The organism is Streptomyces hydrogenans (assembly GCF_014656075.1).
GTDB lineage: Bacteria > Actinomycetota > Actinomycetes > Streptomycetales > Streptomycetaceae > Streptomyces > Streptomyces hydrogenans.
The window spans coordinates 15,827-28,198 of record NZ_BNBS01000060.1 but is presented as its reverse complement, the minus strand read 5'-3'; the positions used below and the strand labels follow the sequence as shown (position 1 = coordinate 28,198).

Here is a 12,372-nt window from a genome sequence, read left to right as displayed (position 1 = left end):
TTCACCTTTCCCTGGCACTCCCGGCCTTGCCGGACACCCCTCCATCATAGATAGTGGCACTATCAGATAGCGGCAAGCACCACTATCCATATCGACTACGGGGGGATCCGTATGTCCACGCGCATATCCACGCCCGACCCCGTGCCCGCCTCCGCCTCCGCCTCGAACTCCCCGCCCCCGAGCGGCCGTCCGCACCGCCCCCTCCTCTGGTTCGCCGCGGCGATGGCCGTCTTCGCGGTGATCAGCGCGGGCGGGATCCTCTTCGACGACCGGACCCTCGTCGGCGCCGCGATCTGGGCGAAGCCCTTCAAGTTCGCGGTCTCGTTCGTCGCCTACGCGCTGTCACTCGCCTGGATGCTGAGCCTCCTCCCGCGCGGCCGGCGGCTCGGCTGGTGGGCCGGCACCGTCGTCACGGCCGCCGGCGTCCTGGAGATGGTGCTGATCACCCTCCAGGTGGTCCGCGGCAGGCAGAGCCACTTCAACCAGGAGACCCCCTTCGACGCCGCGGTCTTCCAGGCCATGGGCCTCACGGTGGTCATCCTCTGGCTGGGCGCCCTAGCCATCGCCGTCCTCCTGCTCCGCGCCCGCTTCCTGGACAGCGCCACCGCCTGGGCGGTCCGTCTCTCCTCCCTCATCGCCCTCGCGGGCGCCGCCGTCGGCTTCCTGATGGTCCAGCCCACCCCCGACCAACTGGCCGCCACCGACCCGCCCGTCGTCGGCGCCCACAGCGTCGGCGTCCCGGACGGCGGCCCCTCCCTCCCCGTCACCGGCTGGGCGTCCACCGGCGGCGACCTGCGCGTCGCCCACTTCTTCGGCATGCACGCCCTCCAGCTCCTCCCCCTGCTCCTCCTCGCCCTGACCGCCCTGGCCCCCCACTTCCCCCGCCTCGCCGACCCCCGGGTCCGCCTCCGCCTGACCCTCACCGCCGCGACCGCCTACGCCGCCACCTTCGCCCTCCTCACCTGGCAGGCCCTCCGAGGCCAACCCCTCCTCCACCCCGACACCACCACCCTCACCGCGGCAGCCCTCGTCACCACCACGACCGCACTCGCCACCTTCCTCTCCCTCCGGGGGCCCTCCCCCTCCCCCACCACCCCCTCCCCCACCCACCCCTGATCCGCACCCCACACCCAGCACACCCCACACCCACCGCCCACCCCAGCGCACCCCACACCCACCCAACCCCGGCCCTCGGCGCCTACCCTGACGCCATGACCTCCCCCGACCGCGCCACGGGCGCCGTCCTCGGCTCCGCCGTCGGCGACGCCTTGGGCGCGCCCTTCGAGTTCGGCCTCCCCGGCGGGTTCCGGGCCCGATTCCCGGACGGTGTCGGAGAGTTGTGCGGGGGTGGCGGCTGGGATCCGGGCGAGGCGACCGACGACACGCAGATGGCGGTGCTCGTCGGCGAGTCACTGCTCGAACGGGGTGGTCTCGACCTCCCCGACGTGTTCGACCGCTTCCGTCGGTGGGCGGCGGCCGACCCCAAGGACATCGGGCTGCTGACGGAGCGGGTGCTGCACAGCGGCGACGCATGGGACGTGGCGGCCGCTCTGGACTTCCAGGTGGAGGGGCGGGGTGCCGGCAACGGTTCGCTGATGCGGGCCTCCACGTCCGCCGTCCACTTCGCCACCGCGGGCCGGGCGGCCACGATGGACGCCGGCCGTCGGCTCGCCGCCCTCACCCACGGGGACCGGGCCGCGTGGGAGGGCACGGCCCTCCTGCACGAGCTGGTCCGCGCCGCCCTGCTCGGCGAGGACCCACTGGCCGCCCTGCCGGAGGCCCTCGCGGAGGTGGCGTCGGATCAACGGGAACGCTGGGCCACCGTGCTGGACCCGGGCTGGCGACCGGAGGACGCCACGGAGTTCAACGGCGCGGTGTGGCCGTGCCTCGGCTCCGCGGTGTGGGCGCTGCGCACCACCGCCTCCTTCGAGGAGGCCCTGGCGGCCGCCGTCGATCTCGGCGGGGACACCGACACGGTGGCGGCCGTCACCGGCATGCTGGCCGGTGCCGTCCACGGCGCCGGGGCCATCCCCGACCGCTGGATGTCCGCGCTGCACGTGCCCCTCCCCGGATTCGGCGACCGGGTCCTGCGCGCGGACGACCTCCGGGAGCTGGCACTCGCCCTGGCCTCAGCGCCCGCCGCCTGATTCCGGCGGCGCGGTCACACCGTCACGACCGTCCCTCGCTCCCGCGCGCCCGCACCCGCGCCCGTACCTCGCGGTCCGGTTGGAGGGTGAGGCTCGGGACGGGGCGTATCTCCTCGGGTTCGACGTCCAGGTCGTAGCGGCGGGCCAGGACGGCGAGGACGAGGACGGCTTCGACGAGGGCGAAGCGGGTGCCGAGGCAGACGCGGGGGCCGCCGCCGAAGGGGTACCAGGCGTATTCGGGGATCTTCTCCGCCGGTTCGGCGTCGTCGTCGGCGAGCCAGCGCTCGGGGCGGAAGGCGTCGGCGTCGCCGTACCAGCGGGGGTCCCGGTGGGTGGCCCACTGGCTGGACCAGACGCGGGTGCCGGGCGGTATCCGCGTGCCGCCGAGGGTGGCGCCCTCCTTGGCGATGCCGGTGAGGAGCCAGATCGTCGGGTAGAGGCGGAGGGTCTCCTTGACGACGGCCTGGGTGTAGGTGAGCGAGGCGTAGTCGTCGTAGCCGGGCTCGTGGTCGGCGAGGACCCGGTCGAGTTCCTCGGTCAGCGTCCTGCGGACCTTCTCGTTGCGGGAGAGGAGGTACCAGGCCCAGACGAGGGTGGAGCTGGTGGTCTCGTGGCCGCCGATGTAGAGGGTGACCGTCTCGTCCCGGATCTCGCGGTCGGAGAGGTGGGCGCCGGTCTCGTCCCGGGCGGTCAGGAGCCGGCTGAGGAGGTCGGGGCGGTCCTCGCCGCCGTCGCGGTGGCGGGAGACGACGCGGGCCACCTCGGCGTCGATGACGGCGGTGGCCCGCTTGATGCGGGCCCGTCCGGGCGTCGGGATCCAGTCGGGCAGGAGGGCGCCGATGCCGCTGAGCTCCGCGCCGATCTCCTGCTGGGCGACGTCCATCGCCCGGCCGATCGCCTCGGCGTCGGCCGCCGTGTCCGCGCCGAAGATGGTGCGGACGGCGATGAGCTGGGTGAGCGCCGCCATCTCCTTCTTGATGTCGATCCGCCGGCCGTCGTCCCAGCTGTCGGCCAGGGCGACGGCACACTCGGCCATGGTGGCCGCGTAGGAGCGGACCTGCTTGGGGCGGACGGACGGCTGGACCAGGGAGCGCTTGCGGCGCCAGTCGCGGCCCTTGGCGACGACCACGCCGTTGCCGAGCAGGGTGCGGATGGCGATGCCCAGGTCGGGCTGGTCAAAGGTGTTCTCGACCTCGGTGAGCAGTTCCCCGATGTGTTCCGGGTGGGCGATGAAGAGGGCGGGGCTGGGGCCGAAGCGCCAGCGGACGACGTCACCCCGCTCCCGCAGCCGTTCGAAGAAGGCGAGGGGGTCCTTCCCGAAGGCCGGGAGGTTCCCGAGGAGCGGAACTCCGCGCGGCCCTTCGGTGATGGTGATGGCGCTCCCGGCCTCGGCGCCCGCGTGCGTGGTCACGTACGTCCCCTCCCCCGACTCGCTTTCCCTGTGTGCGAGTCCATGCAAGCGGAAGGCTCCGGCACCGCGCCACCCCTGTGGACGACCACCTGTGGACAACCTGTCGGACGCGACGCACCGTCTGACACGTTCGAGGGAAAAGGCCCGTGGTGTCCCCCACCACGGGCCTTCCCCCACCGACTTGACGGTGCGTCAGCCCACCGAGCTGTACGCCACCACGCCCCGCAGGAGCGCGTCCACGGCCTTGCGCGCGTTCTTCGCGACCGTGCTGTTCTCCTTCGGGGCCGCCGCCGCGATCTGTCCGAGGACGTCGATGACCTGCTTGCACCAGCGGACGAAGTCGCCGGCGGGCATCTCGGCCTCGCGCAGCACCTCGTCGAGGCTCTTGTCGGAGGCCCACTGGTAGGCGGCCCAGGCGAAGCCGAGGTCCGGCTCGCGCTGGCCGACGCCCTCCGCCTGGTTGATCTTGAAATCCTCCTCCAGGGCGTCGAGCCTGCCCCAGATGTGGACCATCTCGGCGAGCGCCGCCTTGGCCGCTCCGCCCGGCACCTTCGGGGCCACGGCGTCGTCGGCCTGCCGGGCCTCGTAGACGAGGGCGGAGACGCAGGCGGCGAGTTCGGCGGGGGCGAGCCCCTCCCAGACGCCCTCGCGGAGGCATTCGCTGGCGAGGAGGTCGAGTTCGCCGTAGAGCCGGGCGAGCCGCTTGCCGTTGTCGGTGACGTCGTCGCCGCGGAGGTAGTCGAGTTCGGTGAGGAGCGCGACGATCCGGTCGAAGGTGCGGGCGATGGTGTTCGTCCGGCCCTCGATGCGCCGCTCCAGCTGCTTGGTGTCGCGCTGGAGGCGGTGGTAGCGCTCGGCCCAGCGGGCGTGGTCCTCGCGCTCGTCGCAGCCGTGGCAGGGGTGGGCGCGGATGGCGGTGCGCAGACGCGCGATCTCGCGGTCGTCGGCGGCGCCGGAGCGCTGCTTGCGCTGGCGGTCGGGGTTGATGTGCCCGGCCTTGGAGCGCAGTGCGGAGGCGAGGTCGCGGCGGGACTGCGGGGAGCGCGGGTTGAAGGTCTTGGGGATGCGCATGCGCTCCAGGGCCTCCACCGGGACGGGGAAGTCGATGGAGGCGAGCCGCTTGACCTGGCGCTCGGCGGTGAGGACGAGGGGGCGGGGCCCGTCGTGGTGCTCGAAGCCGCGGTGGCCGTTGGTGCGGCCGGCGGGGATGCCGGGGTCGAGGACGAGCGCGAGTCCGGCGAACTTGCCGGTGGGCACGTGGATGACGTCGCCGGGCTTCAGCTTCTCCAGGGAGGCCGCGGCCTGCGCGCGCCGCTGGGCGGCGCCCTGCTTGGCCAGTTCCGTCTCGCGGTCCTTGAGGTCGCGGCGGAGCAGCGCGTACTCCTCGAAGTCGCCGAGGTGGCAGGTCATGCCCTCGCGGTAGCCGTCGAGTCCCTCCTCGTTCCGCTGGACCTGGCGGGAGATGCCCACGACGGAGCGGTCCGCCTGGAACTGCGCGAAGGAGGTCTCCAGGAGTTCGCGGGAGCGGTGCCGGCCGAACTGCTCGACCAGGTTGACCGCCATGTTGTACGAGGGGCGGAAGCTGGAGCGCAGCGGGTAGGTGCGGGTGCCGGCGAGGCCGGCGAGGTGGTCCGGGTCGAGGCCGCGCTGCCAGAGGACGACGGCGTGGCCCTCGACGTCGATGCCGCGGCGGCCGGCGCGTCCGGTGAGCTGGGTGTACTCGCCGGGGGTGATGTCGGCGTGCTGCTCGCCGTTCCACTTGACGAGCTTCTCCAGGACGACCGACCGGGCGGGCATGTTGATGCCGAGGGCGAGCGTCTCGGTGGCGAAGACGGCCTTGACGAGGCCGCGGACGAAGAGCTCCTCGACGACCTCCTTGAAGGTCGGGAGCATGCCGGCGTGGTGGGCGGCGATGCCGCGCTCCAGCGCCTCCAGCCACTCGTAGTAGCCGAGGACGTGGAGGTCCTCGTCGGGGATGGCGGCGGTGCGGGCCTCGACGATCTCGCGGACGCGGCTGCGGCCCTCGTCGTCGTTGAGCCGGAGGCCGGCGTAGAGGCACTGCTGGACGGCGGCCTCGCAGCCGGCGCGGCTGAAGATGAAGGTGATGGCGGGGAGGAGGCCCTCGTTGTCGAGCCGGTCGATGACCTCGGGGCGGCCGGGGGTCCAGATGCGGGAGCGCTGGCGGCGCTCGCGCTCGCGGTCGGCCTCGCGGACCATCTTGCCGCGGCGCCGGTCGCGGGGGTTGTACGTCCGCTGGTTCTCGGTGCGGGCGAGGCGGAGGAGGTCGGGGTTGACCTCGCGGCGGGAGGCGCCGCGGCCGCCGTGGTCGGTCTCCTCCTCGAAGAGGTCGTACATGCGGCGGCCGGCGAGGACGTGCTGCCAGAGGGGCACGGGCCGGCTCTCGGAGACGATGACCTCGGTGTCGCCGCGGACGGTGTCGAGCCAGTCGCCGAACTCCTCGGCGTTGGACACGGTGGCGGAGAGGGAGACGAGGGTGACCGAGGCGGGGAGGTGGATGATCACTTCCTCCCAGACGGCGCCGCGGAAGCGGTCGGAGAGGTAGTGGACCTCGTCCATGACGACGTAGCCGAGGCCGGAGAGGGCCTGGGACCCCGCGTAGAGCATGTTGCGGAGGACCTCGGTGGTCATGACGACGATCGGCGCGTCGCCGTTGACGCTGTTGTCGCCGGTGAGCAGGCCGACCTTGTCGGGGCCGTACCGCTTGACGAGGTCGGCGTACTTCTGGTTCGACAGCGCCTTGATGGGCGTCGTGTAGAAGCACTTGCGGCCCTGGGTGAGGGCGAGGTGGACGGCGAACTCGCCGACGATGGTCTTGCCGGAGCCCGTGGGGGCGGCGACGAGTACGCCCTTGCCCGCTTCGAGAGCCTGGCACGCCTCGATCTGGAAGGGGTCCAGACCGAACTCGTACATCTCTCGGAAGGGGGCCAGCGCGGTGGCCTGATCGGCGTTGCGCGCGCGTGCGGCCGCGTACGCCTCGGCGGGGGTGAGGTCCTCTGTCATCTTGTCTTCGAGCCTACCCGCCCCCTCCGACAGCGATGCGATCTTTATGAAGGGGCGGTGCCGGGGGCGAGGACCCTGAGGGCGCCGGGGACGCACTCGGCGGTCAGCGGCAGCGGTCCGAGCGGTTCGCCGTCCGCGTAGCCGGTGGTGGCGGGGGCGTCGAGGGTGACCGTGCGGACGCGGTACGTGGTGACGGCGGGGTGGTCGAGGTGGGTGCCCCGGTAGACGCGGGGGAAGACCTTGAGGAGGGTGGCGCGGCCGACGGCGCCGACGACGGTGACGTCGAGGAGGCCGTCGTCGGTGCGGGCGTCGGCGCAGATCCGCATGCCGCCGCCGTAGGAGGTGCCGTTGCCGACGGCGACGAGGGTGGCGTCGGTCTCGACGGCGAGTCCGTCGAGGACGAGCCGGTAGGGGACGGCGCGGAAGGCGGCGAGTTCGGCGAGGATCGCGAGGTCGTACTTGAAGCGGCCGGCGGGGATCCGCATGCGGTTGCCGCGGTCGTTGACGCGCGAGTCGAAGCCGGAGGCGAGGACGGTGCCGTACCAGCGGGGTCCGGCGGGGGTGGTGACGCGTCCGAGGTCGACGGTGCGGGCGGCGTCGTCGCGCAGGAGGGCGGCGGTGAGGCGGGCGGCGGCGGCCGGGGCGCGGACCGGGAGGCCGAGGGAGCGGGCGAAGTCGTTGCCGGTGCCGACGGCGATGACGCCGAGCGGGGTGGTGGTGCCGGCGACGGCCTGGAGGGCGAGGGAGACCATGCCGTAGCCGCCGACGGCGACGAGGGCGAGCGTGCCGTCGGCGCCGGCCTCGCGGGCGCGGCGCAGGGCGTCGGCGGCATCGAGGCCGAGGACGGTGCGGACGGAGTGGCCGGCGGCGCGCAGGGCGTCCGCGGCGGGCTGGGCGGCGTGGGCGCCGCGGCCGCGGCCGGCGGTGGGATTGACGAAGAGCGTGATGTCGCTGGACATGGCGGGGTCCCCCCGGACGGAGTCTGGGGGGACCCTACAAGATCGGCCTGCCGGGGTGACCGCCGGTGGGGCGGTCGGCCGGGTCAGGTGATGTCGTCGTAGCCGCCGGTGCGGTGGGCGCGGGCTCCGTCGGTGTCGCCGGTGGCCTGCTCGGGCAGGGCGCGGGCGGCGGGGACGGGGTCGAGGGCGCCGATGGGCTCGGGGGTGTGGTCGAGCACCGATGCCTCGTCGTCGGCGAGCTGGGCGTCGGGGTCGGAGCGGGCCCGTCGCTTGTCGTTGAGGATCGAGAAGCCGACCGCGATGAAGTACAGGATGATGATCGGTCCGGCGAGGGCGATCATGCCGAGCGGGTCGGTGGAGGGGGTGGCGACGGCGCCGAAGACGAAGGTGCACATCACCATGGCGCGCCACCAGCCGGCCATGCGCTTGCCGGTGACCACGCCGGTGAGGTTGAGCATGATCAGCAGCAGCGGGAGCTCGAAGGCGAGGCCGAAGACGAGCACCATCCTGGTGGTGAAGTCCAGGAGGTCGTCGAGGGAGAGGAAGTTCGAGGCGACGTCGGGCGTGATGCTGATGAGGACGCGCACGCTGACGGGCATGATGAGGTACGCCGTGTAGGCGCCGGCCGCGAAGAGCGGGACGGCGATGGCGGCGAACCAGTACGTGTACTTCTTCTCGCTCTTGTGGAGGCCAGGCGCGACGAAGGCCCAGAGCTGGTAGAGCCAGACCGGGCTGGAGGCGATGAGGCCGGCCAGCATGATCACCTTCACCGTGGAGGTGAACGGGGAGAGCATGGTCTGGTAGGCGATGATGACGCAGCGTCCGCCGGTGTTGTCGGACACGGAGGTGCCCGGGGGGCACTTCGGTACGGGGGACGACAGAAGGTCCATCAGCTGCTGGCTGAAGAACGCGGCCACCACGGAGGCGACGACGATCGCCAGCATCGCCTTCGCGAGGCGATTGCGCAGCTCACGGAGGTGATCTGCGAGAGGCATCCGCCCCTCGGGATCCTTCTCCTTCTTCATGCGGGCAGACTTGGGCAACCCACGTCCTCATCTCGTGCGGGCAGGCCGCTGTGCGGCGTACGTGCGGGGCGAACGGTTCAGCGGCCGGCGCGGGCCGGGTCAGCGCTGGGTGGAGTCCGACGCCTCGGTCACGGGGCGGCCGCCGGTGACATCGCCGGGGGCGGCCTTGATGGTGCGCTGGGCGGCGGGGGCGGCCTGGTCGGCGGGCGCCTCGGCGGGGGCGGCGGGGGCGGCGGGCTCCTGGCCCTCCGCCTTCATGGCCTTGGCCTCGCTCTTCAGGATGCGGGCCGACTTGCCGAGGGAGCGGGCCATCTCCGGGAGCTTCTTGGCGCCGAAGAGGAGCACGACGACCAGCAGGATGAGGCTGATCTCAAGGGGACCGATCTGACGGAACATACTGTGGTCTCTCTTCTCACCGAGGCGGCATGGGTGCGTGCCCGGCCGGTCGGACATGCGTCCGGCCACCGCGCTGTCTGCGATCGTAACCCGCAGGAGTAAACGTCGGGCAATGCCCGTGCGTACTCACGATTGCGTCCGGGGGGCCCTGATCAGGCCGCTTCGTCGCAGGGTACGGCACTCGATTCAGGGCAGGGAACGGCCGGTTCGGGCCAGTCCCGTGGTGGCGGTCTCCAGCTCCTCGGCGGCGCGCTGGATCCGTTGTGTGGTGACTTCCACTTGACGGCCGAGGCGCTGGACCTCCAGGAAGACCTTGACGGCGAGGACGCCGAGGACGGCGAGTCCGAGGAAGCCGAGGGCGATCGCGAGCATGGGCCAGAACATGCGCCGAGCCTAGCTCTTGGGGGGTGGCGGGCCGGTCAGGCGGTGGTGTGGAGGCGGAGGGTGCGGACGCCGCCGCCGGTGAGGAGCTCGACGATGCGCTCGCCGGCGGGCTTGCGGACGGCGCTGCCGCACTCGGGGCAGGTGAAGGAGTAGAAGGTGGTGCGGCGGCTGGCTCCGATGGCCAGGCGCAGGGCGCCGGCGGCGAGTTCGAAGCGGCAGCGGCAGTCGGGGCAGGCGGCCTTGAAGAGGACCGGGGCCACCGATGCCGACAGTCCGGACATGACGGACATTTCCCTCAACTCTCTCTGCCTCGACGACTCTCTGTGCCTCGACCGACCGCTCCGGCGGGACGTCCCGCTCCACCCGGCCGCTCGCCGGACCGGGGGCTCGCCCCGCCCCGACGGTCCCCTTCGCTTCGGCGGCTCGCTCCGCCCCTACGACCGGTCGCTTCCGGACGTCCCCGGCTCCGGCCGGGTGCGAGAACCGGTCACACGCCCTCGTACGCGGCGAGCGCGGCGGTCGCCGCCGCCCGGGCGCTGTCGGCGAGACCGTCCGGGGAGACGATCCGGCCGTCGCTGCCGAGCCGGAGCGCGAGCCGCTTCAGCGAGGCCGGGTCGGGGGTGCGCAGGGTGATCCTCAGCCCGCCGTCGGGCAGCTCGTCGGCCCGGTCGTGGGGGTAGTACTCGGCGACCCAGCGGCCGCCGGGACCGACCTCGACCACCACCTCCGGGTCGTCGGCCGAGGGCTGGACCAGCCCCTCGGACAGGTCCCGCAGCTCCAGCTCCGGCGGCGCGGCGGCCTCCTCCAGGATCCGGATCTCCGCCACCCGGTCCAGCCGGAAGGTGCGGCGGTCCTCCGAGAGGCGGCACCACGCCTCCATGTAGGTGTGGCCGACGGCGAAGAGGCGGATGGGGTCGACCTCGCGCTCGGTGAGCTCGTCCCGGGCCGGCGAGTAGTAGCGCAGCCAGAGCCGCTTCCGCTCGGAGATGGCCCGGTCGACCTCGGCGAAGACGCCGCCCTCGGACTCGAAGGTGACCGAGAGGCGGGCGCTGGCCCCGGCGGCCTCGCCGGCGGCGGTCTCCAGCTTGGCGGTGGCGCGGACCAGCGCGTCCCGGTCGCCCTCGCGCAGCCCCGGCAGGGTGGCGACGGCGCGGGCGGCGACGAGCAGCGCGGTGGCCTCGTCGGCGGCGAGGCGGAGCGGCTCGGCGACGTCGTCCGGATTGTGCCACCAGATCCGGTCGCCGTCGGTGTCGATGTCGAGGAGGTCGCCGCCCCGGAAGCTGGTGCCGCACATGGGCAGCACGTCCAGGTCGGAGATCAGCTCGTCCTCGGTGATGCCGAAGGCGCGGGCCACGTCGGCGACGTGGGCGCCGGGACGCTCCCGGAGGTAGGTGACGAGGGAGAGCATCCGCCTCGTCTGGTCGATCGCGTTGGCAGCCATGCGGTTCGTCTCCCCCTCAGCCCTTGGCGACGGCGCGCAGCCGCTCCACCACGTCGGCCCGCAGGTCGGCCGGTTCCAGTACGACGACGTCCGGGCCGAACTCGACCAGCCAGGCGTCGAGGCCGTGCCCGTACGGGATCTCCAGCTCGTCCCAGCCGTCGGCGCCCTCGCTCGTCTCGGTGGCGCGGGCGCGCAGCGGGTAGCCGCAGCCGGCGCGGAGCCGGATCCGGGCGGAGCGGGTGGCGGTCTCGCCTGCCCAGCTCTCCACGGTCTCGCGGACGGTGACGGCGTCGGGCACGGGCGCGGTGAAGGCGCCGGCCCGGGAGCGGACCTTGCCGGTGATGCGGGAGAGGCGGAAGACGCGCTCGGCGCCGCGGTCGCGGTCCCAGCCGGCCAGGTACCAGTGGCCGCGCCAGCACTCCAGCGTCCAGGGCTCGACCTGGCGGGGCTCGGGGCGGGCGGCGTTGGCCTTGCGGTACTCGAAGGAGACGGGGCGCCGGTCGCGGCAGGCGAGCATCAGCGGCTCGAAGGCGGTCTCGTGGACCGGGATGCGGGGCTCCAGGGCGCTGGGCTGGATCTCGTACGTGTCCTCGGCCTCGGGCATGCCGGCGGCGCGGAGCTTCTGGAGGGCGCCGCTGGCGGCTCCGGCGAGACGGGCCTGCTGCCAGACGCGGGCGGCGAGGCCGAGCGCGGCGGCCTCCTCGGCGTCCAGGGTGATGGGCGGGAGGCGGTTGGAGTCGCGGCGGGCTAGGTAGCCGGTCTCGCCGTCGAGGTTCTCGACGGTCTCGATGACCAGGCCGAGCTCGCGGAGGTCGTCCTTGTCCCGCTCGAACATGCGGTTGAAGGCCTCGTCGTTGCTGGCCTCCATGTACGCCTCGATGGAGCCGCGCAGTTCCCGCTTGCTGAGGGCGCGGCGCGTCCCGAGCAGGCACAGCGCGAGATTCATGAGCCGCTCGGCCTTGGCAATCGCCATGGACGCCTTGCACCCTCTTCCCCGGTTCCGTTCTCGGACGTCCGACCGTACCGCCCCGGGGTGTCCGGACAAAAGCCGAGGGCCCCCGCCACTGGGACGGGGGCCCTCGGTACGGGGCGCGGGGCGGTCAGCCCTTCGTCAGCGGGCCTTCTTCACCGAGACGAGGTCGCAGACGAAGATCAGCGTCTCGCCGGGGGCGATCTTGCCGCCGGCGCCGCGGTCGCCGTAGGCGAGGTGCGCGGGGATGACCAGCTGGCGGCGGCCGCCGACCTTCATGCCCTGGACGCCCTTGTCCCAGCCCTGGATGACCATGCCGGCACCGAGCGGGAACTCCAGCGGCGTGCCGCGGTTCCAGGAGGCGTCGAACTCCTCGCCGGAGTCGAAGGAGACACCGACGTAGTGGACGTTGACCGTGTCCCCGGCCGCGGCGACCTCGCCGTCGCCCTCCCAGATGTCCTTGATCTCCAGGTCGGCCGGCGGCTCGCCGCCCGGGAAGTCGACCTCGGGCTTCTCGATGCTCACTGCAGTGTGCTCCTCATACGGATGAAACCGCGCGGACGATGGCCCGCGCGACCCGCCCAACCTATCGCGAGGCGGACCGGGACGCGCGGGAAC

General features: G+C 73.0%; 12 protein-coding genes. 2 read left to right on the top strand and 10 right to left on the bottom strand.

From position 1 onward, the window contains the following. Positions 1 to 222: 222 nt before the first annotated feature. A complete protein-coding gene (locus IE321_RS23955; RefSeq protein ID WP_190224471.1) occupies positions 223 to 1,116 on the top strand; it encodes a hypothetical protein in 894 nt (297 codons plus the stop codon). A 95-nt stretch (positions 1,117 to 1,211) separates the two neighbouring features. Beyond that, positions 1,212 to 2,147, top strand: a complete 936-nt coding sequence (locus tag IE321_RS23950; protein WP_190224458.1) for an ADP-ribosylglycohydrolase family protein — start codon at positions 1,212 to 1,214, stop codon at positions 2,145 to 2,147. 22 nt (positions 2,148 to 2,169) lie between these two features. Here IE321_RS23950 and IE321_RS23945 read toward each other — a convergent pair whose 3' ends face one another. The 10 genes from IE321_RS23945 to IE321_RS23900 form a co-directional block, all read right to left on the bottom strand. Further along, positions 2,170 to 3,558 (bottom strand): cytochrome P450, encoded by a 1,389-nt coding sequence (locus IE321_RS23945; RefSeq protein WP_190224457.1) that lies wholly within the window; start codon positions 3,556 to 3,558, stop codon positions 2,170 to 2,172. 192 nt (positions 3,559 to 3,750) lie between these two features. Then, positions 3,751 to 6,579 carry a DEAD/DEAH box helicase gene (locus tag IE321_RS23940; RefSeq protein ID WP_190224456.1) on the bottom strand — a complete coding sequence of 943 codons (2,829 nt, stop codon included), beginning with the start codon at positions 6,577 to 6,579 and terminating at the stop codon, positions 3,751 to 3,753. Between the two features lie 44 nt (positions 6,580 to 6,623). Then, the gene (locus IE321_RS23935; RefSeq protein WP_190224455.1) at positions 6,624 to 7,538 is read right to left on the bottom strand and encodes a diacylglycerol kinase; all 915 of its coding nucleotides are present in this window, start codon (positions 7,536 to 7,538) and stop codon (positions 6,624 to 6,626) included. 83 nt (positions 7,539 to 7,621) lie between these two features. Further along, complete coding sequence (gene tatC, locus IE321_RS23930) at positions 7,622 to 8,581, bottom strand: twin-arginine translocase subunit TatC (RefSeq protein ID WP_043230715.1); 960 nt, start codon at positions 8,579 to 8,581, stop codon at positions 7,622 to 7,624. 81 nt (positions 8,582 to 8,662) lie between these two features. Next, a complete protein-coding gene (gene tatA, locus IE321_RS23925) occupies positions 8,663 to 8,959 on the bottom strand; it encodes a Sec-independent protein translocase subunit TatA (RefSeq protein ID WP_190224454.1) in 297 nt (98 codons plus the stop codon). Between the two features lie 186 nt (positions 8,960 to 9,145). Continuing rightward, entirely contained in the window at positions 9,146 to 9,343 is a 198-nt protein-coding gene (locus IE321_RS23920) for a hypothetical protein (protein ID WP_043230712.1), read from the bottom strand. A gap of 35 nt (positions 9,344 to 9,378) precedes the next feature. Beyond that, positions 9,379 to 9,624, bottom strand: coding sequence for a hypothetical protein (locus IE321_RS23915; RefSeq protein ID WP_370531572.1), 246 nt, complete (start codon positions 9,622 to 9,624; stop codon positions 9,379 to 9,381). Positions 9,625 to 9,830: 206 nt separating this feature from the next. Continuing rightward, complete coding sequence (locus IE321_RS23910) at positions 9,831 to 10,784, bottom strand: helix-turn-helix transcriptional regulator (protein WP_043230708.1); 954 nt, start codon at positions 10,782 to 10,784, stop codon at positions 9,831 to 9,833. A 16-nt stretch (positions 10,785 to 10,800) separates the two neighbouring features. Beyond that, positions 10,801 to 11,757: a helix-turn-helix transcriptional regulator gene (locus IE321_RS23905; RefSeq protein WP_043230705.1), complete on the bottom strand. Its 957-nt coding sequence runs from the start codon at positions 11,755 to 11,757 to the stop codon at positions 10,801 to 10,803. Positions 11,758 to 11,895: 138 nt separating this feature from the next. Beyond that, positions 11,896 to 12,279 (bottom strand): FKBP-type peptidyl-prolyl cis-trans isomerase, encoded by a 384-nt coding sequence (locus tag IE321_RS23900; protein ID WP_043230703.1) that lies wholly within the window; start codon positions 12,277 to 12,279, stop codon positions 11,896 to 11,898. Between the last annotated feature and the right edge of the window lie 93 nt (positions 12,280 to 12,372).

What these genes read in the sequence shown, in the direction of transcription:
- IE321_RS23955 (WP_190224471.1), top strand. Translation starts at nt 223, where the DNA reads ATGGCCGTCTTCGCGGTGATCAGCGCGGGCGGGATCCTCTTCGACGAC.
- IE321_RS23950 (WP_190224458.1), top strand. Translation starts at nt 1,212, where the DNA reads ATGACCTCCCCCGACCGCGCCACGGGCGCCGTCCTCGGCTCCGCCGTC.
- IE321_RS23940 (WP_190224456.1), bottom strand. Translation starts at nt 6,579, where the DNA reads ATGACAGAGGACCTCACCCCCGCCGAGGCGTACGCGGCCGCACGCGCG.
- IE321_RS23935 (WP_190224455.1), bottom strand. Translation starts at nt 7,538, where the DNA reads ATGTCCAGCGACATCACGCTCTTCGTCAATCCCACCGCCGGCCGCGGC.
- tatA (WP_190224454.1), bottom strand. Translation starts at nt 8,959, where the DNA reads ATGTTCCGTCAGATCGGTCCCCTTGAGATCAGCCTCATCCTGCTGGTC.
- IE321_RS23920 (WP_043230712.1), bottom strand. Translation starts at nt 9,343, where the DNA reads ATGTTCTGGCCCATGCTCGCGATCGCCCTCGGCTTCCTCGGACTCGCC.
- IE321_RS23915 (WP_370531572.1), bottom strand. Translation starts at nt 9,624, where the DNA reads ATGTCCGGACTGTCGGCATCGGTGGCCCCGGTCCTCTTCAAGGCCGCC.
- IE321_RS23910 (WP_043230708.1), bottom strand. Translation starts at nt 10,784, where the DNA reads ATGGCTGCCAACGCGATCGACCAGACGAGGCGGATGCTCTCCCTCGTC.
- IE321_RS23905 (WP_043230705.1), bottom strand. Translation starts at nt 11,757, where the DNA reads ATGGCGATTGCCAAGGCCGAGCGGCTCATGAATCTCGCGCTGTGCCTG.